The 24,716-nt window shown below is 58.8% G+C and carries 20 protein-coding genes; 6 read left to right on the top strand and 14 right to left on the bottom strand.

Features of this window, described 5'->3' with window-relative positions:
* Positions 1 to 31 precede the first annotated feature (31 nt).
* From QKE19_RS00865 to QKE19_RS00880, 4 genes are all read right to left on the bottom strand, one after another.
* Positions 32 to 1,756 (bottom strand): hypothetical protein, encoded by a 1,725-nt coding sequence (locus tag QKE19_RS00865; RefSeq protein ID WP_049172104.1) that lies wholly within the window; start codon positions 1,754 to 1,756, stop codon positions 32 to 34.
* A gap of 281 nt (positions 1,757 to 2,037) precedes the next feature.
* Entirely contained in the window at positions 2,038 to 3,054 is a 1,017-nt protein-coding gene (gene ilvC / locus QKE19_RS00870) for a ketol-acid reductoisomerase (RefSeq protein WP_038628558.1), read from the bottom strand.
* A gap of 53 nt (positions 3,055 to 3,107) precedes the next feature.
* A complete protein-coding gene (gene ilvN / locus QKE19_RS00875) occupies positions 3,108 to 3,611 on the bottom strand; it encodes an acetolactate synthase small subunit (protein ID WP_048735338.1) in 504 nt (167 codons plus the stop codon).
* Positions 3,612 to 3,645: 34 nt separating this feature from the next.
* A complete protein-coding gene (locus QKE19_RS00880; RefSeq protein ID WP_049172103.1) occupies positions 3,646 to 5,556 on the bottom strand; it encodes an acetolactate synthase large subunit in 1,911 nt (636 codons plus the stop codon).
* A 374-nt stretch (positions 5,557 to 5,930) separates the two neighbouring features.
* Here QKE19_RS00880 and QKE19_RS00885 point away from each other — a divergent pair, with 374 nt between their 5' ends.
* The 3 genes from QKE19_RS00885 (at position 5,931) to ilvD (ending at position 10,171) form a co-directional block, all read left to right on the top strand.
* Positions 5,931 to 7,586, top strand: a complete 1,656-nt coding sequence (locus QKE19_RS00885) for a mechanosensitive ion channel family protein (RefSeq protein WP_070546847.1) — start codon at positions 5,931 to 5,933, stop codon at positions 7,584 to 7,586.
* 57 nt (positions 7,587 to 7,643) lie between these two features.
* Positions 7,644 to 8,192 carry a PH domain-containing protein gene (locus QKE19_RS00890; RefSeq protein WP_070437865.1) on the top strand — a complete coding sequence of 183 codons (549 nt, stop codon included), beginning with the start codon at positions 7,644 to 7,646 and terminating at the stop codon, positions 8,190 to 8,192.
* 134 nt (positions 8,193 to 8,326) lie between these two features.
* Positions 8,327 to 10,171 carry a dihydroxy-acid dehydratase gene (gene ilvD / locus QKE19_RS00895; RefSeq protein WP_070546729.1) on the top strand — a complete coding sequence of 615 codons (1,845 nt, stop codon included), beginning with the start codon at positions 8,327 to 8,329 and terminating at the stop codon, positions 10,169 to 10,171.
* 15 nt (positions 10,172 to 10,186) lie between these two features.
* Here ilvD and QKE19_RS00900 read toward each other — a convergent pair whose 3' ends face one another.
* A complete protein-coding gene (locus QKE19_RS00900; protein WP_239271932.1) occupies positions 10,187 to 11,071 on the bottom strand; it encodes a hypothetical protein in 885 nt (294 codons plus the stop codon).
* 75 nt (positions 11,072 to 11,146) lie between these two features.
* Positions 11,147 to 12,541: a DoxX family membrane protein gene (locus QKE19_RS00905; RefSeq protein WP_239271930.1), complete on the bottom strand. Its 1,395-nt coding sequence runs from the start codon at positions 12,539 to 12,541 to the stop codon at positions 11,147 to 11,149.
* Between the two features lie 76 nt (positions 12,542 to 12,617).
* Between QKE19_RS00905 and QKE19_RS00910 the strand changes: the two genes are divergently transcribed.
* A complete protein-coding gene (locus tag QKE19_RS00910; protein ID WP_224433177.1) occupies positions 12,618 to 13,694 on the top strand; it encodes a glucose dehydrogenase in 1,077 nt (358 codons plus the stop codon).
* A 12-nt stretch (positions 13,695 to 13,706) separates the two neighbouring features.
* Here the strand turns inward: QKE19_RS00910 and gatB are convergent, their stop codons facing one another.
* Positions 13,707 to 15,215, bottom strand: coding sequence for an Asp-tRNA(Asn)/Glu-tRNA(Gln) amidotransferase subunit GatB (gene gatB / locus QKE19_RS00915; protein WP_016422487.1), 1,509 nt, complete (start codon positions 15,213 to 15,215; stop codon positions 13,707 to 13,709).
* Positions 15,216 to 15,268: 53 nt separating this feature from the next.
* Between gatB and QKE19_RS00920 the strand changes: the two genes are divergently transcribed.
* Positions 15,269 to 16,102 (top strand): class I SAM-dependent methyltransferase, encoded by an 834-nt coding sequence (locus QKE19_RS00920; RefSeq protein WP_049194081.1) that lies wholly within the window; start codon positions 15,269 to 15,271, stop codon positions 16,100 to 16,102.
* A 26-nt stretch (positions 16,103 to 16,128) separates the two neighbouring features.
* Here the strand turns inward: QKE19_RS00920 and QKE19_RS00925 are convergent, their stop codons facing one another.
* The 7 genes from QKE19_RS00925 to gatC form a co-directional block, all read right to left on the bottom strand.
* Positions 16,129 to 17,592: a membrane protein gene (locus QKE19_RS00925; RefSeq protein ID WP_049172094.1), complete on the bottom strand. Its 1,464-nt coding sequence runs from the start codon at positions 17,590 to 17,592 to the stop codon at positions 16,129 to 16,131.
* Positions 17,593 to 17,749: 157 nt separating this feature from the next.
* Positions 17,750 to 18,781, bottom strand: a complete 1,032-nt coding sequence (locus QKE19_RS00930) for an ATP-dependent 6-phosphofructokinase (RefSeq protein WP_038628534.1) — start codon at positions 18,779 to 18,781, stop codon at positions 17,750 to 17,752.
* A gap of 53 nt (positions 18,782 to 18,834) precedes the next feature.
* Positions 18,835 to 19,959, bottom strand: coding sequence for an ABC transporter substrate-binding protein (locus QKE19_RS00935; RefSeq protein ID WP_347890127.1), 1,125 nt, complete (start codon positions 19,957 to 19,959; stop codon positions 18,835 to 18,837).
* Between the two features lie 10 nt (positions 19,960 to 19,969).
* Positions 19,970 to 20,770, bottom strand: a complete 801-nt coding sequence (locus QKE19_RS00940; protein WP_347890128.1) for an ABC transporter ATP-binding protein — start codon at positions 20,768 to 20,770, stop codon at positions 19,970 to 19,972.
* Positions 20,771 to 21,802, bottom strand: coding sequence for an iron ABC transporter permease (locus tag QKE19_RS00945; protein WP_347890180.1), 1,032 nt, complete (start codon positions 21,800 to 21,802; stop codon positions 20,771 to 20,773).
* Between the two features lie 151 nt (positions 21,803 to 21,953).
* The gene (gene gatA / locus QKE19_RS00950; protein WP_347890129.1) at positions 21,954 to 23,468 is read right to left on the bottom strand and encodes an Asp-tRNA(Asn)/Glu-tRNA(Gln) amidotransferase subunit GatA; all 1,515 of its coding nucleotides are present in this window, start codon (positions 23,466 to 23,468) and stop codon (positions 21,954 to 21,956) included.
* A 15-nt stretch (positions 23,469 to 23,483) separates the two neighbouring features.
* On the bottom strand, positions 23,484 to 23,777 hold the full coding sequence (gene gatC / locus QKE19_RS00955; protein WP_347890130.1) for an Asp-tRNA(Asn)/Glu-tRNA(Gln) amidotransferase subunit GatC: 294 nt from the start codon (positions 23,775 to 23,777) through the stop codon (positions 23,484 to 23,486).
* A gap of 227 nt (positions 23,778 to 24,004) precedes the next feature.
* On the opposite strand from gatC, the gene QKE19_RS00960 reads away from it, so the two are divergent.
* Complete coding sequence (locus QKE19_RS00960) at positions 24,005 to 24,670, top strand: amino acid-binding ACT domain protein (protein ID WP_347890131.1); 666 nt, start codon at positions 24,005 to 24,007, stop codon at positions 24,668 to 24,670.
* Positions 24,671 to 24,716 lie beyond the last annotated feature (46 nt).

A 24,716-nucleotide genomic window follows, 5' to 3' on the forward strand; every position in this document is an offset into this window, starting at 1 on the left:
CGTTATATTTTTATTTCTGCTGGTCTATAACCTACTGGTACGTAACCAACCACGGACGCGGCTCGATGTTCATGGTCTCCTCAGGAGTAAACATCGGCTGATCCTCGTCGATGAAGTTCTTCCACGCCTCGAAAATCTCCGGCTGCAAATCCTGCAACATGACGTTCCAGGTCTCAAACTTCTCCTGCGCGGTGCCATGGCCGTCGGCATGCAGAACGAATGCGAGCTCCGGGTGCGACAGATCCAGCGTCTCGCGGTCGCGAATCATCTGTAGCTGGAACTGGTGCAGCATCAGCATCTTCTGCGGAAGGTTGTTCTTACGAGTCAGCTCAGCCAGCCAATCAGCAACGCGGTTGACTTCTTCAGCCTTAACGTGACCAACCTGAGTCGCCGGAACCTGCCCCGGTTCCATCTTCCACTCCGGGTCCAGCGCCAGACCGACGTTTGGCATCTTCAGCAGTTCTTCGTAGAACTTGGCCTGGTCCAGGAAGTCTGCACTACCCGGCTGCAGGTCGATGATGACGTAGCCGCCGGCCTTGGTCATGGCCTCGACGTACGGCTTCAGAGTCTCAACCGGAGCTGGCTCGGAGTAGTCACCGCGTGGACCCGGGTCAGCCTGCGCGACCGAAGCGATAATCTCGAAGGCCGGCAGTACCGGGTCATCAGCGAACTTCTCGTACTGCTTCACGTAGTCCTTCGCACGTGCGACGGCATCCTCCGGATCATCCTCACCCATCACACCCAATGGAGCGACACCAGGGTGACCATACGTTGCAATCAGATGACGACCGGGGAACAGCAGTGTGCCTCCACCTGGCAGCTCCTTGACCTTGTCATCTTTGGCAAGCTCGATGGACTGATCAAACTTGTCCTTATCGCCGAAAACCTTACCCAGAGCAATCAGGGACTCGCCGTCGCGAGCAGCGGAAATCGACTCAGAGGTAGCACGCGCGTCGCCCACCGGCAACCAACTGACCTTCAGGCCAGCGGCGCGGGCCGTAGCAATGGAGGCCAAACCGGTACCCGGTGCGGCCAGTGCCAATGTGTCCTTGACCTCCTTCGGAGATCCCTTCGGCAGGGTGACGCTCTCCTGTCCCTTGTCGTCCTGCCCATCGCTGGCGCGATCCTGAGCCTCTTGGTTGGCTGCCCCATCCTTCGTTGCATCGCCCTCGACGACAGTTGGCTTCTCCGGATCCATCTCAACGACAGCGCGAGTCGGCTTCGACTCCGTCTCCTTGAGAACCTTAAACTCGGTACCGACGAGCTCCTTAAGGCCATCGGTCGTACCCGGATCCGCAATGATCTGACGGCCCTCTTCGCCAGTCAGGTCAACTGCCCCCACAGTAAGGACTGTCTTTGCGCCCAGGCGGTCAATCTCTTTTTCCACATCGGCGATATCGGCGCCAGTATCACGGCCACGAGCATCCTTCTTCGGGCTCTTGGCAGTAGTGTCATCTTCCGCATCTTCGGCAGAACCAGCCACTAGCATCGGCAGACCAGCAGCAACCGCGATGCCTGCCGCCCTACGCTGCTCAGCAGAGCCAGCCGAGGAAACGACAACCGCTTCCGAACTGTCGATCAGACTTTCCGACGCTGCGATGTCGTCGCTAAGCACCGTCGATTCAGCGTCCACCTTCTTCGTGGAAACAGCGCTGTCGGAATTTCCACACGCGACCAAGGCGCTTGACCCCAACGCCAGGCTGACCGTCAGGGCAACGGTTGCCGTCACGCGCCGCGTCATTGCGGATACTCGCACATTTACCTCCGTGAAATGATTTGATTTCAACGATTAGACTATCGAACGTCTTTGTTGAGGGAGACCTTTCACCCCAGATTAGAACCCCGGATAGGACTGGGGCTACACCCGTTTGGCAGTAGTTGCTTTTAGCTCAGACGTTTATTCCACACGTCTACCCCACACGGTTCAGTGAAAGAAAACTAGTAAAAGAGATACGAAAAGGGCCTCATCACGGCGGTGAAGCTCAGTGATGAAGCCCTACTTCGCGAACAAGCGAGGGATTCGCTTAAGCAACAAACTTAGGCAGTCTCAGCGCGAGCGTCGACCTTAACCCAGCTCATCAGGTCGCGCAGCTTGGAGCCGACCTCTTCAATCTGGTGGTTGTTGTAGGAAGCGCGCAGGTCCTCGAGCTCCTTGTTGCCGCCCTCGACGTTGGCAATCAGGCGCTTGGTGAAGGTGCCGTCCTGAATGTCAGACAAAATCTCGCGCATGTGCTGCTTGGTATCAGCGGTAATAACGCGCGGGCCAGACAGGTAGCCACCGAACTCAGCGGTGTCGGAGACCGAGTAGTTCATGTTGGCAATACCGCCCTCGAACATCAGGTCAACAATCAGCTTCAGCTCGTGCAGGCACTCGAAGTATGCCATCTCCGGCTCGTAGCCAGCTTCAACCAGAACCTCGAAACCGACCTTGACCAGTTCCTCGGTGCCACCACAGAGAACAGCCTGCTCACCGAAGAGGTCGGTCACAGTCTCTGCCTCGAAGGTGGTCGGGATAACGCCAGCGCGGGCGCCACCGATAGCTGCAGCGTAGGACAGAGCCAGGTCGCGGCCCTCGCCCTTCGGGTCCTGGTCAACGGCAATCAGGCACGGAACGCCCTTGCCATCGACGAACTGACGACGAACCAGGTGCCCCGGGCCCTTCGGAGCAACCATACCGACGGTGATGTTGTCAGCCGGCTTGATGAGGTCGAAGTGGATGTTCAGACCGTGGCCGAAGAACAGCGCGTCGCCGTCCTTCAGGTTCGGCTCGATGTCCTCGCTGTAAACCTTTGCCTGGGTGGTGTCCGGAACCAGCACCATAATGACGTCTGCCCATGCAGCGGCATCTGCGTTGGACTTAACCTCGAAGCCAGCTTCCTGAGCCTTCACAGCGGACTTGGAGCCTTCACGCAGACCGATAACAACCTCGACACCGGACTCGCGCAGGTTCTGAGCGTGAGCGTGGCCCTGGGAACCGTAGCCCAGGATGGCAACCTTACGTCCCTGGATGATGGACAGATCAGCATCGTCGTCGTACAGCAGTTCAATAGCCATTAAAGTTAGCCTCTTTTCGAATCGGATTCGTTAAAAATCTTAGCGTTTAGTTGTTAGCGGGCCTGGAGCATCGGCTTCGGCCCACGTGCCATTGCGACGGTACCGGACTGAATGAGCTCACGGATACCAAACGGCTCGAGGACCTCCAGCAGGGCTACAAGCTTCGAGCGCTCACCCGTCGCCTCAATGATGACAGACTCTTGAGAAACGTCCACCACACGGGCACGGAAGAGATTGGCGGCATCGACTACCTGCGGACGATTGGTGTTGTCGCAGGAAACCTTCACCATCAGCAGTCCGCGCGACACCATGGTCTCTGGGGGCTGGCGGACCACTTTCAGCACGGGCACCAGCTTGTTCAGCTGCTTAGTAATCTGTTCGATCGGCAGCGTCTCCGTCTCAACCACGACGGTGATGCGGTTGACTCCCTCGGTCTCAGTTTCACCCGAGGTAATCGACTGGATGCTGAAACCTCGGCGGGTGAACATGCCCGCAATGCGGACCAGAATACCCGGCTCATCGAGGGTCAACACGGATAGAGTGTGCAGTTCAGCCATTTTGGGACTCACTTCCTGTTGCTTCGGATCCCGATTAGCGGGTCTTCATGGACGGGTGGTTAGCGTCGGGCTGCTTCGCGGCGTCCTCGGAGTTGTCCACAACAGTGCCGTGGATGTCAGCCGGGGCCTCAGCTGCTGAATTCTCATCGTTGAACAGCGGGCGCAGACCGCGGGCGTATTCGACCTCATCATTGGACTTGCCAGCTGCCACCATCGGCCACACCTGAGCATCCTCACCGACAATGAAGTCAATAACCACCGGTCGGTCATTAATCTCGCGTGCCTTCTTAATCGCCGCCGCGACATCTTCCTTCTTGGTCACGCGGATCGCCACGCAGCCAAGCCCCTCGGAGAGCTGGACGAAGTCCGGCAGGTAGGAGTTGTCCTCCGGGCGCAGCTTGGTGTTGGAGTAGCGCTGATCGTAGAACAGCGTCTGCCACTGACGAACCATGCCCAGATTACCGTTGTTAATCAAGGCAACCTTGATGGGAAAACCTTCCATTGCACAGGTGGTCAGCTCTTGATTGGTCATCTGGAAGCAACCATCACCGTCGATGGCCCAGACTTCCTTTTCTGGAGCAGCCGCCTTGGCACCCATCGCAGCCGGGATTGAGTAGCCCATCGTGCCGGCACCACCGGAGTTAAGCCAGGTGCGCGGGTTCTCGTACTGGACGAACTGCGCTGCCCACATCTGGTGCTGGCCGACGCCAGCGGCATAGATGGCCTCTGGACCAACGATGTCGGACAGAGTCTGAATTACAAACTGCGGAGCGATTGCACCATCAGCGGGCTCTTCCCACCCGAGGGGGAACTCGTCGCGGAGACCGTCGAGAAGCTTCAGCCAGTCGGCAATCTGCGGGCGACTAAGACCGAGCTTGGTGTAGGACTCGCTAAGTGCGGCAAGGACCTCGCGGGCATCGCCGACGATGGGAACATCAACTTCGCGGAGCTTGCCAATCTCTGCCGGGTCAATGTCGGCGTGGATTACCTTCGCGTTCGGCGCGAAGGAATTCAGATCACCGGTAACACGGTCGTCGAAACGCGCGCCAATAGTGATGAGCAGGTCGGACTTCTGCAGAGCAGCGACGGCTGACACCTTGCCGTGCATGCCCGGCATACCCATGTGCAGCGGGTGCGAGTCCGGGAATGCGCCGCGAGCCATCAGCGTGGTCACGACCGGAACCCCAGTCTGCTCGGCGAACTCGACCAGCTCCTTGGAAGCATCGGCCTTAATGACGCCACCACCGATGTAGAGCACCGGACGCTTTGCCGCAGCAATCATCTCAGCGGCTTCGTCGATCTGTCGCTGGTGCGGGGTTGTCACCGGACGGTAACCCGGCAGGTTGATCTCCGGTGGCCAGGTGAAGTCGATCATCGTGTTCTGGAGGTCCTTCGGGACATCGACCAGAACCGGACCTGGACGACCAGAAGAAGCCAGGTGGAATGCCTCAGCGAGCGCGCGCGGGATGTCCTCAGCTTCGGTGACCATGAAGTTGTGCTTCGTAATCGGCATGGTCACACCGCGGATGTCAGCCTCCTGGAAAGCGTCAGTACCCAGCAGCGGGCGACCGACCTGACCAGTGATAGCGACAACCGGAACGGAGTCCATCTGAGCATCCGCGAGCGGGGTCACCAGGTTAGTAGCACCCGGGCCGGAAGTCGCGATACAGACACCAACCTTGCCGGAAACCTGCGCGTAACCAGTGGCAGCGTGGCCAGCTCCCTGCTCGTGGCGCACCAGGACGTGACGAAGCTTCTCCGAGTCATAAATCGGATCGTAGAGCGGAAGCACTGCACCACCGGGAATACCGAAGGCTACCTCGACACCAAGCTCTTCAAGGGATCGGACAATGGCTTGTGCACCAGAAATTCGCTCGGGGGCGCTGGTGCGCGCCTTAGCCGCGAATTGGGCGGGCGATGGGGTGTGCTGCTCGTGCGCGTTCACGATTTCGCTCCTGGATCATGGTGGGCAACTACTCAACACACATTCACGCAAAGAAGCTACGAATGTGGCGTTGGCTACAACCCTAACGTCCACATAGTGAGAAGTCAATCCCGTCAATTGGACACGCCATCCGTATCACACCCCGAGCACCCACCCGATTCCAACGAGAACCCCGCCCCAACTTTGGGAATCACTCTACCCAGAAACTCCCCGACCACGACCCCGGGGACACCCAAGCCTGCACACCCAAGCCTGCACACCCGAGCCCTACACGCCCGAGCCCCGCAAGCCCCAAGTCCAAAGCTCGTCTTTATGCATAATTCTTTACCTTTAAACTCAGCGCATATTAAGGCGAACGACCTACGGTGGATGGCATGGAATTCTTGCAATACATGTTGTTACGGACATGGCAATGGGTGGCCAATAACGGCCTTGCCATCGCATGTCTGGCCATTCTGCTAATTCTTGTTCCCCGTATCCGACGTTTCGTTCTGGCAATTGCGGACGGAAACATCTCCTCTTCAGAGGAGCAGTCCAAGGGACGGCGCGCACTGATTGGCGCTGTGGTTTACATCGTCGAAGTCATTGCATACTTCGTCTTAATCATCGCGATTCTGTCGAAATTCGGAATCTCACTGACCGCCGCCGCTATCCCCGCGACGGTCGTTTCCGCCGCTGTTGGTTTTGGCGCACAGGGAGTCATCGCCGACTTCCTTGGCGGACTGTTCATCATTGCCGAGAAGCAGTACGGCATTGGCGACTGGGTTGAGTTCCACGCCCCTTCGGGGACCGTGCAGGGTGACGTGGTCAATATGACATTGCGCGCCACCACCATCCGAACCCTTAACGGCGAGGAAATCATCGTTCCGAACTCCGAGGCACGTATGTGTATCAACTACTCCTCACAGTGGTCCCGTGCTGTCGTTGAAGTTCCCGTACCGATGACCGCCGGTGGCTCCATTAAGGATTTGGAAGAGCGCACTGTCGCCGCCGCCAAGCGTGCAATCACACTGGACTCCGTCAAGGACGCAGTTCTCTCCGAGATCAAGCTGCAGTCCTCCACGGAACTCAACCCGCCAACGGTTATGGGCCTGCCGTGGACCGTCACTATGCGCTTGATTGTCGACTGCAAACCGGGCGACCAATGGCTCATCGAGCGCGCCATCCGCGCCGCAGTCATCGACACTTGGTGGGATGACTACGGCGAGCGCGCCCAACAGACTCCGTTTGCCCCCGCCGAAGAAATCACCGGCCACGTCCGTGATGACACGATGATCGAACAGCTTAGACAGGCCGATGCTAAGCAAGAGAAAAAACAACAGCTTGACGACGGCGACAGTGCTCCAACCGAAATTGTCGAAGCGGTAGCGAACACTACTGTCCAGCCGGATACCGCAGAAACCAAGCTGATGGAAACTCAGACCGTCGACAAGCAAGTCGGGAACGAGCGATCCGACCTGCCACATGCAGGTGCCAACCTCGATGATGCCCGACGCGAGCAGGAAGACAGCGGAAGCAACAATGTCATCCGCAAACTGGCTAGCCACCCTGACTGGAAGACACTCACGACGCGCCAGAAGGTTCGTCGAATCCTCTCCGCAGGTGGACGCGCTCGCGTTTCGACGATTGTGCTCTTGGTAGCCTTACTGATCCTCTTCATTTTGAACCTGATGACAGTCGAAACTGAGGACGGCCCATCTGGATGGTTGGCACCGAGCAGGTGGAGCGATCGGGTAACGACACAGGAAGAGGACCCGGAAGAGTCGTCAGCTCCGCAGTCATCGAACCAGCCGACTAGCACTACACAGAGTGTGCAGCCCACCGAGACTTCGCAGCAGACTCAGACGCCACAGAATCAGCCGTCCGAGACTTCACAGCAGCCTCAGAGCACGCAGAACCGCGCACCTTCGACCGCCACCTCCACCGAGCCGGACTCTGACCAGAGCAACACCGACAACGAGAGCTCTGGCGGATCACAGTCGACAGACTCCACTAACAACGCGGAACCGAACTCCGCTGATACGCAATAACGCGCAACCGCCCACCGTGCATTGGCGAATCCGAACTACCCGCTACAATCAAAGGCCATGACTGACTCGACTCCACAGCCAAAAATTGCGACGCAGCGATTTCGCCCACAGAAGACGCATCTGTTCATCGTTGCGTTCATGCTCGTGCTGTGTGTAATTGCCACCGGTTTTGCCCCGTGGCTGGCCGTTACCTTCCTGGCACCGTTGATTTATACGCTTTGGATTTTCCGAGTACGCACCACTGTGGGACCACGCGGTATCACCGCGGTGTACCTATTGGCCAAGCGCCGCTCGGTGCCCTGGAGCGAATTTGCGGGCATCTTCTTCAACAAGGGCGGTCGCGCCTTTGCAGTGACCAAGTCCGATGAGCGCATCGCCCTGCCGGCCATCTCTTTTAATTCGCTACCGGAGTTGAAGGAAGCCACCGGCGGTCTGATTCCAGATCCGATTGCTTCGGCTCGCATGGCGGAAAATGACAAGGTCGAGGTTTTCGACCGCGATGGCTACTCGGTAATGAAGAAGGTCAGTGAGGTTGAGGCCGATGCCAAGGCTAAAAGCGCTAAAGCCAAAGGTGCCAAGCCTAAAAGTGACACCACTGCCGAGTAACATATAAGCAGTCCACAAAGCCCCTAAATCTCATTATGCGGACACTAGTGACCACGAAATGAGACATTAGGGGCTTTTTGTGATTAATATGGATAATTAATTACCTTGCACCCTATCTAGGAAGGGCAGCCCCCATGATTCCCCTTCGCTCTAAAGTCACCACTGCCGGCCGTAATGCTGCAGGTGCGCGTTCCCTATGGCGCGCAACTGGCATGACCGATAGCGACTTCGGCAAGCCGATTATCGCAATTGCAAACTCTTACACTCAGTTCGTTCCGGGGCACGTGCACCTGAAGGACGTTGGCGACATCGTCGCAGAAGCTGTGACCGCAGCAGGCGGTGTCCCCCGTGAGTTCAACACCATTGCTGTCGATGACGGAATTGCGATGGGGCACGACGGCATGCTCTACTCGCTGCCGTCCCGTGAGATTATTGCTGACTCTGTGGAGTACATGGTCAACGCTCACACCGCTGACGCATTGGTCTGTATTTCCAACTGTGACAAGATCACGCCGGGCATGCTCAATGCGGCTCTGCGTCTGAATATCCCGGTGGTCTTCGTTTCCGGCGGGCCGATGGAATCGGGATCTTCGGTTGTTATCGATGGCGTCGTCAAGCCCGGCTCTGACCTCATCTCGGCTATTTCTGCATCCGCGAACGACAAGGTCGATGACAAGAATCTGCTCGACATCGAGCGCTCGGCGTGCCCGACCTGCGGATCGTGCTCGGGTATGTTCACCGCAAACTCGATGAACTGCCTGACCGAGGCCCTCGGCCTGTCCCTGCCGGGCAACGGTTCTACCTTGGCGACTCAGCAGGCCCGTCGCGATTTGTTCACCCGCGCCGGTGAACTGATTGTGGACTTGGCGAAGAGCTACTACCACGATGGTGACGAGTCCGTGCTGCCGCGCAACATCGCCAACCGCGATGCCTTTGTCAACGCAATGACGCTCGACGTTGCCATGGGCGGTTCCACCAACACCGTGCTGCACATTCTCGCTGCCGCACAGGAGGGCGAGATCGACTTCAATCTCTCTGACATCGACGCCATTTCCCGCCGCGTGCCTTGTCTGTCCAAGGTGGCACCGAACTCGGACTACTACATGGAGGACGTCCACCGCGCCGGCGGTATTCCAGCCATCCTCGGCGAACTGCGCCGCGCGGGCCTGCTGCAAATGAATGTCCGCTCCGTTCACTCCCCATCTCTGGAGGAACACCTGGACAACTGGGATATCCGCGGCGGCAAGGCCACTGACGAGGCGATTGAGCTGTTCCACGCAGCCCCTGGCGGTGTCCGCACCACCGAGCCGTTCTCCACGTCCAACCGCTGGGAGAGCCTAGATACGGACTCCGTAAATGGTTGCATTCGCGACTTCGACCACGCCTACACGAAGGAAGGCGGTCTGTGTGTCCTGCGCGGCAACATCGCCGAAGACGGTGCTGTCCTGAAGACCGCGGGTATCGGCGAGGATCAGTTCCACTTCGAAGGCACCGCTCGTGTCGTAGAGAGCCAGGAAGAGGCTGTCTCGGTCATCTTGAACCGCACCTTGCAGCCGGGCGAAGTTCTCTTTGTCATCTACGAGGGTCCTTCCGGTGGCCCGGGCATGCAGGAGATGCTGCACCCGACCGCATTCATCAAGGGCGCTGGCCTGGGTAAGGTCTGTGCACTGGTCACCGATGGTCGCTTCTCCGGCGGTTCCTCCGGACTGTCTATCGGCCACGTTTCCCCGGAGGCCGCTGCCGGCGGTGCAATCGGTCTCGTCCGCAACGGCGACCCGGTGTACATCGATGTCGCTGAACGACGCCTCGAAATTCAGGTGTCCGACGAGGAGCTGGCCGCTCGCCGCGATGAGGAGCTCAAGCGCGACAAGCCGTTTACTCCGCACAAGCCGCGTCCGCGCAAGGTGTCCAAGGCGCTGCGCGCATACGCCAAGATGGCGTCCAGTGCGGATAAGGGCGCGGTCCGCATTGTCGACTAGCTAGATCAAACCCGCTTAAAGGCCTGTGCTTACCGCACGGGCCTTTGGCGTTTCTAGGGTAGCTTTGCGCCCAGTCTTCCGCGTGGGCTTCACCAAATCCCGGCACTCGACGTCGGCAATCCCCTCAGCGACGTCCTCGGTGTGTGCATTTTTGCCACCCTCGGTAATGGCCGCCATTACATATCCGGGGCCAAAAACAACGGAAGAGTGCCACGAACGCCGGTTGGACCAGCCCATCTTCGCGCCTTCAGAACCGGGCAGGCCGGCAAGACCAAAATTCTGTCGATAGCCATCGGCAGCAATCGGCGACCAGTGTCGCATCGCCTCAAGCACCTCAGAATTAGGATGCTTCAGACGGAGCTGGGAAATAAAAGACACCACATCTTCCGCGGTGGTCCTCGATACTCCCCACTTTTCTCCGCCGGAGGTGTTGAACAGGCCGTACTCGGTCGCAACGGAATCGACCGATTCCGGGTACTTCCGGTAGAAGTCGGCTGCCAAATCGTCGTCGGAACGCGAAATCATCTTTTCGACGCGCTCGGCATCGTCGGCAGTGCCGTGTTCGAGCACATACTGACCGATATACAACTTAATCAGGGATAGCGCCGGCAGCGGGCGTTGCGATGCCTGGCTGCTGTACCCCACGCCCACCGGTTCGTAGCTCACCGCCATTTGCGTGCGTGGGTCAACCTCAATCAACCCTTCGGCGTTGAGGTCCATGCGTGGCAGACTCACCTGATGTGTCGGCCAGACGCTTGCCGACGAGACGGAGGCTGCAACCTCACTGTGCTCGTCGGCAGCAGCTGTCGACGGTGAGTGGATCGACGTTGTCGCGCCTATCGAAGACATGAAAAAGACCACCGCGAGGGTGGTCTTTAGTGCGTGTCTCGACTTTGGCATAGGGGGCATTGTACCCCGCCCCTAACCGAGAACCTAGTTTAGGCCGCTCGACTGTTTGTGTAGCTGCGAACTGCCTTAGCCAACAAACGGCAGCGTGCTGGTCGTCAGCCACCACAGGCCAATTGCTGCAGCGATGGACAGAATTCCGAAGATCCAAGACGATGCCAGTGGGCGACGAGCCCAGCCGCGTCCGAAGTCGATACCGATGCGGCCCGGACCGGTGAACTGCAAGCCAAGTGCCATGGCGGTCATCAACAGTTGTAGCTGAAGGTTGCTGGAATCCTGGCCGACGATATTCACGCCATTGGCAGAGGTAGCCACATCAAACATGCTGAGGTAGGCGGACAATGCCAGCGCCAATGCTGCGGCCAGCGGTGTCGCAAGCCCTAAGATGAGCAGGGCACCCGCGATGAGCTGAACCGTTGGGATGGCAGTGGCCATCACAGGGCCGAGGGCGAAGTTGTTCTGGCTAAACTGTGTCTCCAGCGCAGTGGTGCCACCGGAGTTACCCCAGCCGAGCAGCGTTGTCAGGCCATGGACCAACAACAGCGCACCCAATCCAAGACGCAGCAGCAGAAGGCCGAAATCGGTGGTGCCGCGACGGTGCTCCGGTTCGTTGTCGTCGTAAAAGTCCGTGTCTTCATCGTCGTCAGCAGCGGCGGTAGTCGTAGCAGCAGTTGCCCCGGCGGCCCCTACGCCTGCTCCTGCAACACCAGCGGCACCAGCGGTATCGCGAGAGGCAGCCGGTTCAGCGAAATCCGATTCATCGAAATACTGAGTCTCAGCTGCGGAATTGCGTGCAGAGCCATAGGTTGACTCCGCCTCATCGTCGAATGCTGACTGTGCTTCCGACTTATTTGCGGCAGTTCCCGCTGCGGACGCTGCTGCTGCTTCAGAAGCCGAGAAGGCTTGCGTCGGCTGACTGAAATCCTCATCTGAATCAACGCGCTCGCTACGGGCCGGCTGCTCAAAGATTTCGGTCGCCTCCGACTCCGGGGCTACCTCCGACTCTTTATCGGCCGCGGGTGCCAATTCAGTTTCGGCCTGTTCATCCCGCGGCGAAGGCTTACCGGCAGGGCTAATCACCTGAGGTGCCGTGCGGCCTGCAGCGGCGTAGGCGTCGTAGCGCTTCTTCGGGGCTTCCTGAACTTCAGGCTCCGGCTCGGGGCTCGGCTCAGTCACTGTTTCTGTTTCAGACTCGGTTTCCACCTCGGCTTCAGCACCGCTATCGGTCTCGGCTTCCGGCGGCAGGTTTTCTTGGTCTACCTCCGCCTCCGACTCCTCCTCTACGCGCTTTTCCGGCACACCCGGAAAAATCTGCGTTGCGGTGTTGTCGCTGTCGTCACGGTTTGTTTCTTCGTTCATTGGCTCAGCGAGCTTGCGGTAGGTCGGGACGTCGAGATCGTCATCGAATCCGTCCTCCACATTCTCGAGGGCGCGGTCGTTCGGGTACTTCTCTGAGTCGCTCACATCGTCCACATTAAATCTACTGCCTCACTTTTGGTCGCAGGCGTGGCCGTGAAACGAGGCTGTATTGTGTATGCCTATGGGATTCCACCTCGTCCACACCAGCAGTGCACAGGCTCGCGCTCGCGGGCGGCGTCGTCGTGCTGCGCTCGCCGCTGGTGTCATCGGGATGGTCTCTCTTTCCGGCTGCATGAGTGCCTCGAACGCGCTTGAGTTGCCGTTTACGGAAGACAAGTCAGAGCCGACGGGCATTGCCATGCCGAAGTTTTCCTCCCCTGATTTGCCCTCTACCCCGGTCCCAACCACGGAAAGCAAAGCCAAAGACAAAGGTCCCTGCGACCTCGACGATGTCACTCTCGCGGCCTGCCTACCGCTTACCACCGCGCTAGCCTCAACCGGCCCTGGGGAGGCTCTCGTCGCCACCGACGACGGTGCACTCACCGTTGTCGCACCGGGTAAGACACCGCGTGAGGTCGCACGGCTCGGCGCCCCTGCAAAACAACTGCTGCCCAGTCCCTCGGTTGAAGAGGACCGTCAGGTCTTTGTTTTGCGTAACGACGACACCATTGCGCGCGTCACCCTCGTGGAGGGCAGCACCGCTGATGTGCGCGAACTTCCGGACCTCAGCGAGCCCGGCATTCTCGGAATCTATTTTGACCGAACTTCGGACACCCTGTCCCCGCGCAAATTGCTCGTGGGAGATCCAGGCATTGAGTTTCAGCAGTTCTGCCATGGTCCGGACGGAATGCCGCCGTTGGCAACCGCCATTCTCGACGGCACCCCACAGCTGGTTCAGCTCACCGGCCCTGTGATTAACCCCCTCGGCGGTGTGGACCTGAACGATTCCATCGGTGGATGCGCAGTGATGGGTGACCGCGTGGTCATTGCCATCCCAGACGCGCAGAAGGTCATCTCCATGCCGGTGGGTCCGAAGTCAAGTGGGCCCGACGCGGCGTGGGAGGTCAAGGGTTCCCCTGAAGTGCTTGTCGACGGCGACTTCGGCCACATCTCGTATGTAGCGGCTGTCGCAGCGAATCAGGGTATTGAAGTTTGGGGTGCCACGACCAACAAAACCGCCGGGGCACAACCGTCGGAGTCCGACGAACGCGTCGTCAGACTGCCGAGCGATGGTGCCGCCGGCGGTTCCCCGGATTAGCTTTCAGGGAGGCTAGCTCAGCTTCTTCGCAATCAGCTGGTTGACCTGAGCCGGGTCTGCCTTGCCGCGGGTGGCCTTCATGACCTGCCCCACGATGGCACCGACGACCTTCTTGTTGCCAGCTCGGTACTTCTCGACGATGTCCGGGTTAGCAGCCAGTGCATCGTCGACGGCCTTCTCAATAGCACCGTCGTCGCGAACGACCTCCAGGCCACGGGCAGCAACGACCTCATCAACATCGCCCTCGCCTGCGAGCACGCCGTCGACGGCCTTACGGGCCAGCTTGTTGGTCAGCTTGCCCTCTTCAATCAGTGCAATCACACGTGCAACCTGTGCCGGGGTAATCGCGAGCTCAGCCAGCTCCACGCCTGCCTCGTTGGCCTTCTGTGCCAGGTAAGCGACCCACCAGGAACGAGCCTCAGCCGGGCCGGCACCAGCCTCAACGGTGTCGACAATCAGGTCGAGAGCGCCGGCGTTAACCAAGTCGCGCATTTCCTCGTCCTTCAGACCCCACTCTTCCTGAATACGGGCACGACGCACCCACGGCAGCTCCGGCAGAGTTGCGCGGATTTCCTCCACCCACTCACGCGGCGCAATCACAGGTGGCAGATCCGGGTCGTTGAAGTAGCGGTAATCCGACTGCGATTCCTTCGGGCGGCCCTTGGAGGTCGTGCCGTCGGTCTCCTGGTAGTGGCGGGTTTCCTGAACGATCTCCTCGCCATTAGTAATCGCAGCAGCCTGGCGCTGCATCTCGTAGCGAACAGCCTGTTCAACCGACTTCAGGGAGTTGATGTTCTTAGTCTCGGTACGAGTGCCGAACTCCTCCTGGCCGATTGGGCGCAGGGAAACGTTGGAGTCCACACGCATCGAGCCCTGGTCCATGCGGGCATCGGAGACACCGAGGGACTTCACCAGGTCACGCAGCGCAGAAACGTACGCACGAGCAACCTCTGGGGCACGCTCCCCTGCACCGAGAATTGGCTTAGTAACGATCTCAATCAGCGGAATACCTGCGCGGTTGCAGTCCACCAGCGAACGCGTGGCGCCGTGAATACGACCATCGGCACCGCCCAAGTGCGTCAGCTTGCCGGTGTCTTCTTCCATGTGAGCGCGCTCGATTTCGACACGGAACTCCGTGCCGTCGTCAAGCTGAACGTCAAGATATCCGTCGTAGGCGATTGGTTCGTCGTACTGCGAAATCTGGTAGTTCTTCGGCTGGTCCGGGTAGAAGTAGTTCTTGCGCGCGAAGCGGGAGGACTCAGCAATCTCGCAGTTCAGCGCCAGGCCAATCTTGATGGCCCACTCAACGCCCTGACGGTTAACCACAGGCAGCGCGCCAGGTAGGCCGAGGCTGCAGGGATCGACGTTGCTATTCGGCTCGGCACCAAAGTGCGCCGAGGAGGAGGAGAACATCTTGGTATTCGTCGAGAGCTCGACGTGAACCTCCATGCCCATTACCGGGTCAAAACGTTCGAGGACCTCATCAAAGTCCATCAAGTCATCAGCGTATGCAGCGGTCATGTTTGTAGAGTCTACTAGCGATGGCCCCGCAGGCGTGCCCTAGGGTATAAGTCGTGCCCGGAGTTAACGAACACCCACCGATTCCACCGACGTCAGCACGCGATACGCCAACGTTCCGCGACGCCGCTGACCGCCACCGCGCAGGCGCTACTTTCGACAACGACCTGCAGGAAAGCGCCGACGGAGCCACGGGCTACCACCGCGTGCGCCCCGGATATCCTCCAACCGTCATCGAAGCGCTTACCCGTCTCGCACCGCACCCACAGGTAGTCGCCGATATCGGCGCCGGCACTGGGAAGCTCACCGCCTCGCTTGCCGACGTCTACCGCGATGCCACCCTGCTGGCACTCGATCCCTCCACCGCGATGCGGCAAGCACTGATGCACAATGTGCCAGCGGCGGAATGCCTGGAAGGCACTGCGGAGCGCACGGGACTGGAGTCCAACAGCGTCGATGTAGCAACATGTGCGCAGACATGGCACTGGGTGGACCCGACAGCTGCAAGTAAAGAACTCACTCGGGTGCTACGCGCGGATAGCGTGGCTATGTTGGTGTGGAACACCTTGGATGTTTCCGTACCGTGGGTGCATCGGCTCAGCCGCATAATGCACGCCGGCGACGTGTTGCGTCCCGGCTTCTACCCCGAGGTTGGCCCGGAGCTGGAGCTAGTCGATGAGGTGCGTCTGGCCTGGGAGCAGACACTGACCATCGAGGACATCGTGCTGCTGGCACGAACCCGTTCCTATTGGCTTCGTTCCAAGCCCGCCACTCGCGCCAAGGTGGAGGCGAACTTGCATTGGTATCTCCACGAACACTTGGGGCACACATACGAAGAAGGCATCGCCCTTCCCTACCGGTGCGATGCCTTCTATTTTCGAGCTGCCTAAATTTTCGAGCTGCCTAGTCGCGCTAGTTACTTTTCTTTCTTCGGCTTAGGGTGAGCCACGCGCTTGAATGCATTCTTAGTCTGTCCGGCAAGCTTCTTCGGCGCAGTGGCTGTGGCCTCGCCTGGGAAGGAGTCCCTCGCGGTCTCGCGAGGATTGTCATCATCGGAGGCTTCCTCGATTTCGGAAAGTTTCTCCAGGCGCTCATTATCCTTTTCTACGATGCGCTCGGCGTCATCCTCGGTGAATTCAACATTATCGTCGCTGACCAGTTCCTCGACGATGTCGTCGCGGACGCTCTCCTGAAGATCGACGTTGGAAATGTTGGAGTTGGCCAAAGCGCGGTCGAGCTTCTTCTGATCGGCGGTGGTGAACTTCTTGTTCGGGTGCATCTTCCGGCGTGCGAGCTTACGGATACGGCCGCGACGCTTCGACTCCTCCATCAGCTTGTTACGTCCAGCCAGGTACGCACCACACAGAATCACGATAAGAGCGATACCGACGTAGCCAAGGGCCGGGTAGATGGAGCCAACCAGGGCCTTGAACCCAAAGAAACTTAGGCCAAAACCAATCAGCACCGTCACGATGAATACCAGGCGGAAACGCTGCGGGGTATTGCGTGTTAGGCGGCGGCCCAGCGCGTAGAACATGCCAATGGCCGTGTTGAAAATCATGGCGTAGATGATGATTGCCATCACGGTACCCAGGACCGGGTGGATGTCATTGACGATTGCCAGGGTCGGCATATCTTCGTGGCCAACATCCTTGACCTTGAAGAAGAGGGCAAAGGTCACCAGCGTCAGCAGACCTGCATAGATGCTCCCGCCCATGAGACCACCGATGCCAGCTTCACGCGGGTTCAGGTAGCTACCGCCGATGACAATCGACATCGATACGGCCACCATCACACAGAAACCGACATAGTTCAGGGCAGAAATAGACCAGTGTGGCAGCGATGTCGACAGTTCATTGGTGTACTGCGCGGCCTCCGACATCGACGTGTCGGTGGTGAACAAAGTGTAGATACCGGCTCCAAGCAGGAACACGATAATGAATGGAGTGATCATGCCAATCACGCGGCTGACCTTGTCGGCATCCAGCATGCCTACACCCAAAGTCAGGGCAACCATGATGACGGCGCCAATCCACACCTCAAGTCCGAACTGCTGGTTCAAGTTCGCACCGGCACCGGCGAACATGACGAAGCCGGTACAGAACAGCGTGATCATCACGGCGATATCCAAAATCTTCGAAACCCAACTGCGGGTGATTACGTCGAAGACCTCGGAGTGCTCATCAGCCTGCAAGTAGCTGGCAATTGACAGCACTGCCAGGCCACTGGCAATCATCACGACGGAGGCAAGTACCACGCCCCACAAGCCGTTAGTGCCAAATGCCACGAAGTACTGCATCATTTCCTGGCCGGATGCGAATCCGGCACCGACAGTTAGGCCGACAAAGGCCATCGCGATTGTTGTGGCTCTTTTCCACATAACGAGAAAATCCTAAATATAAGTCTATTTTTCAAAAACCGGAACCTTACAAAGCATACTGCCCGAGCTGGTGATTGATACACCAGCTCGGGCAGTATGCCTATTTTGTTACGAAGATGTGCCTAAATGTTTAGCAACGCGTGCTTAACCGACGCGTTTAACCAAACAGCGCAGCAGCTGCGCGGTAACGGCCATCCGGCACAACCTTCAACTCAGCAACCGCATCGTCGATGTCGATACGCTCGATGTTCTCACCGTGCAGAGCGACGATCTTGCCGAAGTCCCCCTCGTGTACTGCTCGGGTGGCGTGGACACCGTAGCGGGTAGCAAGCACGCGGTCGTACGCAGTCGGCGTACCGCCACGCTGAATGTGACCCAGCACCGTGGTGCGAACGTCGTACCCGGTGCGCTTCTTAATCTCCGCACCAATAACCTGACCAATGCCGTTGAAGGTTTGGTGGCCGAACTGGTCGACACCGCCCTCTTCGTACTCCATGGTGCCCGGCTTCGGGGTGGCGCCCTCAGCGACGACGATAATGCCGTACTTCTCACCCATCTGGAAACGGCGCTCCATCGACTTCACAATCTCGTTGATGTCGAATGGCTTTTCCGGAATGACAATGTGGTGAGCACCGCCGGCCATACCCGCATGCAAAGCGATCCAGCCCACGTGTCGACCCATGACCTCAACAATCATGACGCGCTGGTGGGATTCCGCAGTGGTGTGCAGACGGTCAACCGCGTCGGTGGCAACAGCCACAGCCGTGTCGAAACCGAAGGTGTAGTCCGTACCGTTGACGTCATTATCAATAGTCTTCGGAACACCGACGACCGGCACCCCATTGTCCGAAAGCCACTTGCCGGCCTTCAGCGTACCTTCGCCACCGATTGGGATCAGGGCATCGATGCCCGCATCAGAGAGATTTTCCTTGATGCGGTCGAGGTTAGACATGAGAATGTCCGGATGCACGCGGCCGGTGCCCAGCATCGTGCCGCCACGCAGCAGCATACGGTCAATCCGCTCATCGTCGTAAAGCTGGACCCTACGGTCTTCCATAAGACCAATCCAACCGTCCTCAAAACCGACGACGGTTGAGCCGTACTCGCTCGAGCTGGTACGGACAATTGCACGGATAACGGCATTCAGACCGGGACAATCTCCACCGGAGGTAAGGGTCGCAATTCGCATGATGCCCACCTTAGTCGCGTTAGTCAGTTCGTGCTTGACGGCCTTGGTCGAAACTACTTCTGCAGGTACTCCTGCCCTGGTAGCTCAGACGGTAGCTCCATCTTCGTCGTCACCTCCGACGCCGGCACAAGACCATATTCCTCGAGCGCCTTGCGCACGTACTCTGCGGCATCGACGTTCAGCGGAGACTCCGTCCACAATGCAATCGGCAGGTTAATAAAGCGGTTCTCCTTGACCGCCTCGAGATCCTTCGTTGCCGGATTCGTGCGCAAAACCTTGATTTTCTCTTCGAAGGTCTGACCTGGGTAGTCCACAAGCGCGATGAAGTCAGGATTCATCTCCGCGACATGCTCCCAGGAGGTCGTAGTCCAAGTGTCCTTAATCGACTCGGTCGCATTAATTGCACCGGCCTTTTCCAGGATGCCCTGCGGTGCGCCAAAGGAACCCGAGGTAATTGGTGCTTCACCGACAGAATCAAAGAGGAAGCCCACTGGCTTCTTATCTCCCTTTGGCGCGGCATCCAGGGCTTGCAGTCGGTTATCAATATCTGCAATAACCTTGTCGCCCTCACCGTCGTGTCCGGTCAAGGTAGCGATATTCTTCAAATCAATTTTGACAGCTTCCCACGGATCCACCAGACCACGAGTATGCCCCGGGTCGCCACTGCCTTCCTTGCCCGCCGAGGCTGCGTCACCAGTACGGCAAGATTCCGTCAGGGTGTAGGCACCGATACCGTGCTCGGAAAGCGATTCCGGGGTAATGCCCTTGTCTTCACTAAAGCCATAGCCCCAGCCCGCCAGCATCACATCCGGTTCGGCCGCAATGACCTGCTCCAGATTCGGGTATTCCTTCGCAACTTCTGGCTTCTGCGCAATTGCATCGCCATAAGCTGCGGTCAACACCGGCAGATGCGAGGCCATAGAGCTCACCGCTGTGATCTCATCCGCAGCACCGACAGCCAGCGCCAGCGAAGCAATATTGCCGTCATTAATCAGCAGCTTTTTAGCTACACCCGGGTAGTTGACTTCTTCACCGCAGTTGGTGAGGGTAAGGCCTGACGACGAGGCCTGCGTTCCCTCATCAGAGCCACAGGCGGCGGCTCCGAATGCCAGAGCAGCCACAGCGATACCGGCTGCTGAGGCACGAAGGGGACGTCGGAAAGCATGTGCGTTATTCAAGGGAGTACTCCTAGTTGATGGTGGCAGCATTCAGCTCGCTATCGATTGCGAGATGACGGCGGCCAGAGGGGGAATTGAGCTGACAGGATTCAACCTGAAAGATTTGGGCGACAAAGTCGCGGGTAAGCACTTCTGCGGGAATGCCGTCGGCCGCGATACCGCCGTCCGCGACCACGATGACGCGGTCGAAGTGGTTCATCACCAGGTCCAAGTCGTGGATCGCGGCAATGACACACGCTCCGCTGGAGCGGGCCAGGCGGAGGACGGATTGTTGATGGCGCACGTCGAGGTGGTTAGTGGGCTCGTCGAGAAGCATGATTGGCGAGTCCTGGGCGATGGCACGCGCCAGACACACGCGACGACGTTGCCCACCCGAGAGTTGCCCACACAGGCGTTGCGCGACCGTTTCCAGACCTACGAGCTCCAGCGCACGGTCGACGTGGGAATTGTCCTCGGCAGTGTTGCCACCAAAAAGGCGCTGGTAGGGCAAGCGCCCCAGGGAGACAAAGTCGCGCACGCGCATTTCGGCGGGTGGAACCTCGTTTTGCGCGACGAAAGCCAAATCGCGGGCGCGGTGCTTCGAGCTGATTGAGCTCATCGATTTGCCGTTAATCTCGACCTCGCCCGTGGCCGGTTTCGTGATTCCACCGAGCGCACGCAGCAACGTGGATTTACCCGCGCCGTTAACACCAATGATGGCGGTCATGGGTTCTGCACCGAAGTTGAGGTTGACTCCGCTGACAATCGTGCGCCCAGCGATATCACAGCGCACATCTTTAGCGGCGAGTACAGATTTTTGTGGGGCGCTCATCTATTCGGCACCTCCGTAGCTGTAGTGCGAGCGGCTCATGAGGTAGAGGAAAAGTGGTGCGCCAACCAATCCCGTGACTACTCCCAGCGGCATTTCCTGGCTTCCGCCCACTACGCGCGCGATGATGTCCACCCAGATGAGAAACAGTCCACCCATGAGGGCAGCAACCGGTAGGACAACGCGGTGCGTGGCCCCTACCAAGATGCGGGTCAAGTGTGGAATCACCAGGCCGACAAACCCGATGCCGCCAGAGACCGCAACGAGCGTGCCAACGAGGACAGCCTGGAGCACAAATACCTGTGTGCGTAGCCGAGAAACATCAATACCTACGGCCGCTGCGGTGCTCTCACCAGTTGCCAGCGCATCCAGATGACGGGCTTTGACCAGGAAAAACAACAGTACTGCGATGAGGACAATGAGCGGGAAGAGCGTCTTCAGCCATGTCGCACCGGCAACAGAGCCCAGCATCCAAAACATCACGGACTGCGCGGCCCTCGGGTCTGGCCCAGCGAAGACCATGAAGCTACTCAGCGCGGAAAACGCAGCGGAGAGCACAACGCCAGAGAGCACCAAACGCAGCGGGGTTAGTCCTCCCCCGGCCCTGGCGAAGGCGCCGACTGCGAGGGTGGCCATGACTGCACCGAGGAGTGCGCCGAATGTCAGCGGCGCGATGGGGCTACCGGAGAAAGCACCAAAGATGATCACCGCGGTCGCACCGGCTCCGGCACCCGCGGAAATACCTAGCAGATACGGGTCTGCCAACGGGTTACGGACCAATGTTTGCATAGCCACACCGGAGACAGCTAGCCCCGCCCCTACAATCGCTGCGAGAATTCCCCGGGGAGCGCGGAGATTCCAGATGATGGTGTCCGAACTGGCGGGCACAGACTCATCGAGCCCAGTGCCGAAAAGGTGATGCGAAATGACCTGTATCGTGGTGGACCAGGTGATATCCGCCGAGCCGAAGACCACCGCAGCGACCAGACTGATGGCAATGGCTATGACAATGACCAGCCCATAAATCCACGGCATAAACCGCGGCGGGTTTTTAATTCTGACTCTCTCCATGCTTGCGTTCCTGCGCATGTATGAAATTTCCCCCGACACGACAACAACCGCCGCTCTCCCACTTCGGTGAGAAAACGACGGTTGAAGAAAACCGACTAACGCTTATTGAGCGATTTTATGCAATCGGGCCACGAACCTTTTCGTAGGCCGCGCCGACCTTGTACAGACGATCATCACCGTGGCGCGGAGCCATAATCTGCAGGCCCACCGGCAGGCCGGTGTCTTCAGCCAGGCCCGACGGCACGGACATGCCACACATGCCAGCCAGGTTGAGCGGCAGAGTACACAGGTCGAACATGTACATGCTCAGCGGGTCGTCAACCTTCTCGCCCAACTTAAACGCAGTGGTCGGAGTGGTCGGCGAGATCAGGACATCCACCTGTTCGAAGGCCCGCTCGAAGTCCTGCTGAATCAGGGTACGGACGCGCTGTGCCTGGATGTAGTAGGCGTCGTAGTAACCGACCGATAGCGCGTAGGTACCGATGATGATGCGTCGCTTAACCTCATCGCCGAAACCAGCGGCACGGGTCATAGCCATGACCTCATCGGCCGAGTGCGAACCGTCATCACCAACACGCTGGCCGTAACGCATGCCGTCGAAACGAGCCAGGTTGGAGCTGACCTCACACGGCAGAATCAGGTAGTACGCGCTCAGTGCGTGGTCGAAGTTCGGGCAATCGACCTCGACCACCTCTGCGCCAGCTTCCTTAAGCTTGTCGACGGCCTCGTGGAAGCTGTCCAGTACGCCGGCCTGGTAACCCTCGGTGCGGTCGAACTGCTTGACGATGCCGACCTTAACCCCCGTGAGGTCACCGGTAGCACCTTCCTTGGCAGCAGCAACCACATCGGCAATCGGCTGCTCCGTGGAAGTCGAGTCATTCTCGTCGTGACCAGCAATGATTTCGTGCAGCAGCGCGGTGTCCAGAACGGTTCGCGCGGTCGGCCCACCCTGATCCAACGAGGAGGCACAAGCGACCAGGCCATAGCGGGATACCGTGCCATAGGTCGGCTTCACACCGACCGTTGCGGTCAGAGCTGCTGGCTGACGAATCGAGCCACCGGTGTCAGTACCGATAGCCAGCGGAGCCATACCGGAGGCCAGCGCCGCGGAAGAGCCACCGCCGGAACCGCCTGCGGTGCGCTCAACATCCCACGGGTTGTGAGTCGGGCCGTAAGCGGAGTTTTCAGTCGACGAGCCCATGGCGAACTCATCCATGTTGGTCTTACCCAGGATTGGGATGCCAGCTGCACGCAGCTTGGCAGTAACCGTTGCGTCGTAAGGGCTCATGTAGCCCTCGAGCATCTTGGAAGCGCAGGTGGTCGGCGCATCGGTGGTAGTGAAGACATCCTTCAGCGCCAGCGGAACACCGGCCAGCGCGGAGGCCGGCTCCTCGCCAGCATCCAGCGACTCATCGACCTTGCGAGCTGCAGCCAGGGCCTCTTCGGCACCGACGTGCAGGAATGCGTGAATGTCCTCATCAATTGCCGCGATACGGTCGAGGAACGCCTGGGTGACCTCTACCGAGGTCAGCTCACGAGCGTGAATCTTCTGTGCGAGCTCGAAAGCGCTCAGCCCCAGAATCGGGTCCTCAGCAACAGCGGCATGCAGATTCGGGTTAGCTGCAGTCATTTCTTCCACGTACTCCTACTCGCCAAGAATCTGGGGAACTTCAAAGCGCTGGCGGTCCTGCGACGGCGCCTGGTCCAGCGCCTGCTCCGCAGTCAGCGTCGGCTTGACGACGTCCTCGCGCATCACACCGGACAGCGAAGAGGGGTGACTCATCGGTTCAACGTCATCCGCAGCCACCTTTTGAACGGCCTGGACGTGGTTAATAATGCCGCCGATCTGACCGGCGAACTCGTCGAGTTCCGCGTCAGTCAGAGCCAGACGGGACAATCGCGCTAGGTGGGCGACCTCATCGCGTGAGATAGCTGGCACGCTAGTACCCCTTTCATTTCTTCGTACGAAGCTAGTGCACAGAAGTTTAGTTGAAACTGATTTTGAACCGCGCGAGCGGGCTGTACTTGCCAACAGTAGTCGTTATCGTTGAGTCGTTGTCCGCAGGGTCTTACATTTCAGAGGTTTACCCTGTAACCTAAATCACTACTTCTATAGTTACACCGCAAGAATCACTCTCAATTATTCGAAAGGTTGTACACACAGCCATGAGTTACCTCCTTCGCATCCAGCTTCCCGACGAACCAGGCTCGCTTGGCTACGTCGCGGCTGCCCTGGGCGAAGTAGAAGGTGATATTCGCAGTGTCGACGTCGTAGATTACGGCGCTAATGGCGTTGTTGTCGACGACATCGTGGTTGACCTGCCTATGGGCCTGCTCCCAGACACACTGATTACAGCGGCTCAGTCCATTAGCGGAGTGGAAGTCGATTCAATTAGACCTTTCTCCGGCTCGGTTGACCGCCGCGGACAGATTGCGCTGCTGGCCAAGTTCTCACAGCACACGAAGAACTTGGATCGTACCCTCGGAGATGTCGTCGACGGCCTGCCTCAGACTATGACTGCAGGCTGGGCTATCGTCCTCGGCGAACAGAGCGATGGCCACTGGGTGCGTCGCGCTTCCTCTACCGCTGCTCCAGAGGATAACGGCCGGACTCTGCCGGAAGCCCCGATTGACTCGCCACGAAACCTGGATCCGGACGAAGAAACGTGGCTGCCGGAGGACTGGACGGTTATGGACTCCTCCATTGCCGCTACTCCAATGGGCGAGGGTCTGGTTCTCGTTATTGGCCGGCCCGGCGGGCCGGACTTCCTGCCAAGTGAGGTTGAGCACTTGGGACGTATTGGCACGATTGTCGGCGCGATTATCGACTAGCAGCGACTAGTGGGCTGCTCCCTTCTGTGGGCTGCTCCCTTCTGCT

Source organism: Corynebacterium sp. c8Ua_99, assembly GCF_039907185.1.
Lineage (GTDB): Bacteria > Actinomycetota > Actinomycetes > Mycobacteriales > Mycobacteriaceae > Corynebacterium > Corynebacterium jeikeium_D.

What these genes read in the sequence shown, in the direction of transcription:
- ilvC (WP_038628558.1), bottom strand. Translation starts at nt 3,054, where the DNA reads ATGGCTATTGAACTGCTGTACGACGACGATGCTGATCTGTCCATCATC.
- ilvN (WP_048735338.1), bottom strand. Translation starts at nt 3,611, where the DNA reads ATGGCTGAACTGCACACTCTATCCGTGTTGACCCTCGATGAGCCGGGT.
- QKE19_RS00885 (WP_070546847.1), top strand. Translation starts at nt 5,931, where the DNA reads ATGGAATTCTTGCAATACATGTTGTTACGGACATGGCAATGGGTGGCC.
- QKE19_RS00890 (WP_070437865.1), top strand. Translation starts at nt 7,644, where the DNA reads ATGACTGACTCGACTCCACAGCCAAAAATTGCGACGCAGCGATTTCGC.
- ilvD (WP_070546729.1), top strand. Translation starts at nt 8,327, where the DNA reads ATGATTCCCCTTCGCTCTAAAGTCACCACTGCCGGCCGTAATGCTGCA.
- QKE19_RS00900 (WP_239271932.1), bottom strand. Translation starts at nt 11,071, where the DNA reads ATGCCAAAGTCGAGACACGCACTAAAGACCACCCTCGCGGTGGTCTTT.
- QKE19_RS00910 (WP_224433177.1), top strand. Translation starts at nt 12,618, where the DNA reads ATGGGATTCCACCTCGTCCACACCAGCAGTGCACAGGCTCGCGCTCGC.
- gatB (WP_016422487.1), bottom strand. Translation starts at nt 15,215, where the DNA reads ATGACCGCTGCATACGCTGATGACTTGATGGACTTTGATGAGGTCCTC.
- QKE19_RS00925 (WP_049172094.1), bottom strand. Translation starts at nt 17,592, where the DNA reads ATGTGGAAAAGAGCCACAACAATCGCGATGGCCTTTGTCGGCCTAACT.
- QKE19_RS00930 (WP_038628534.1), bottom strand. Translation starts at nt 18,781, where the DNA reads ATGCGAATTGCGACCCTTACCTCCGGTGGAGATTGTCCCGGTCTGAAT.
- QKE19_RS00940 (WP_347890128.1), bottom strand. Translation starts at nt 20,770, where the DNA reads ATGAGCGCCCCACAAAAATCTGTACTCGCCGCTAAAGATGTGCGCTGT.
- QKE19_RS00945 (WP_347890180.1), bottom strand. Translation starts at nt 21,802, where the DNA reads ATGCCGTGGATTTATGGGCTGGTCATTGTCATAGCCATTGCCATCAGT.
- gatA (WP_347890129.1), bottom strand. Translation starts at nt 23,468, where the DNA reads ATGACTGCAGCTAACCCGAATCTGCATGCCGCTGTTGCTGAGGACCCG.
- QKE19_RS00960 (WP_347890131.1), top strand. Translation starts at nt 24,005, where the DNA reads ATGAGTTACCTCCTTCGCATCCAGCTTCCCGACGAACCAGGCTCGCTT.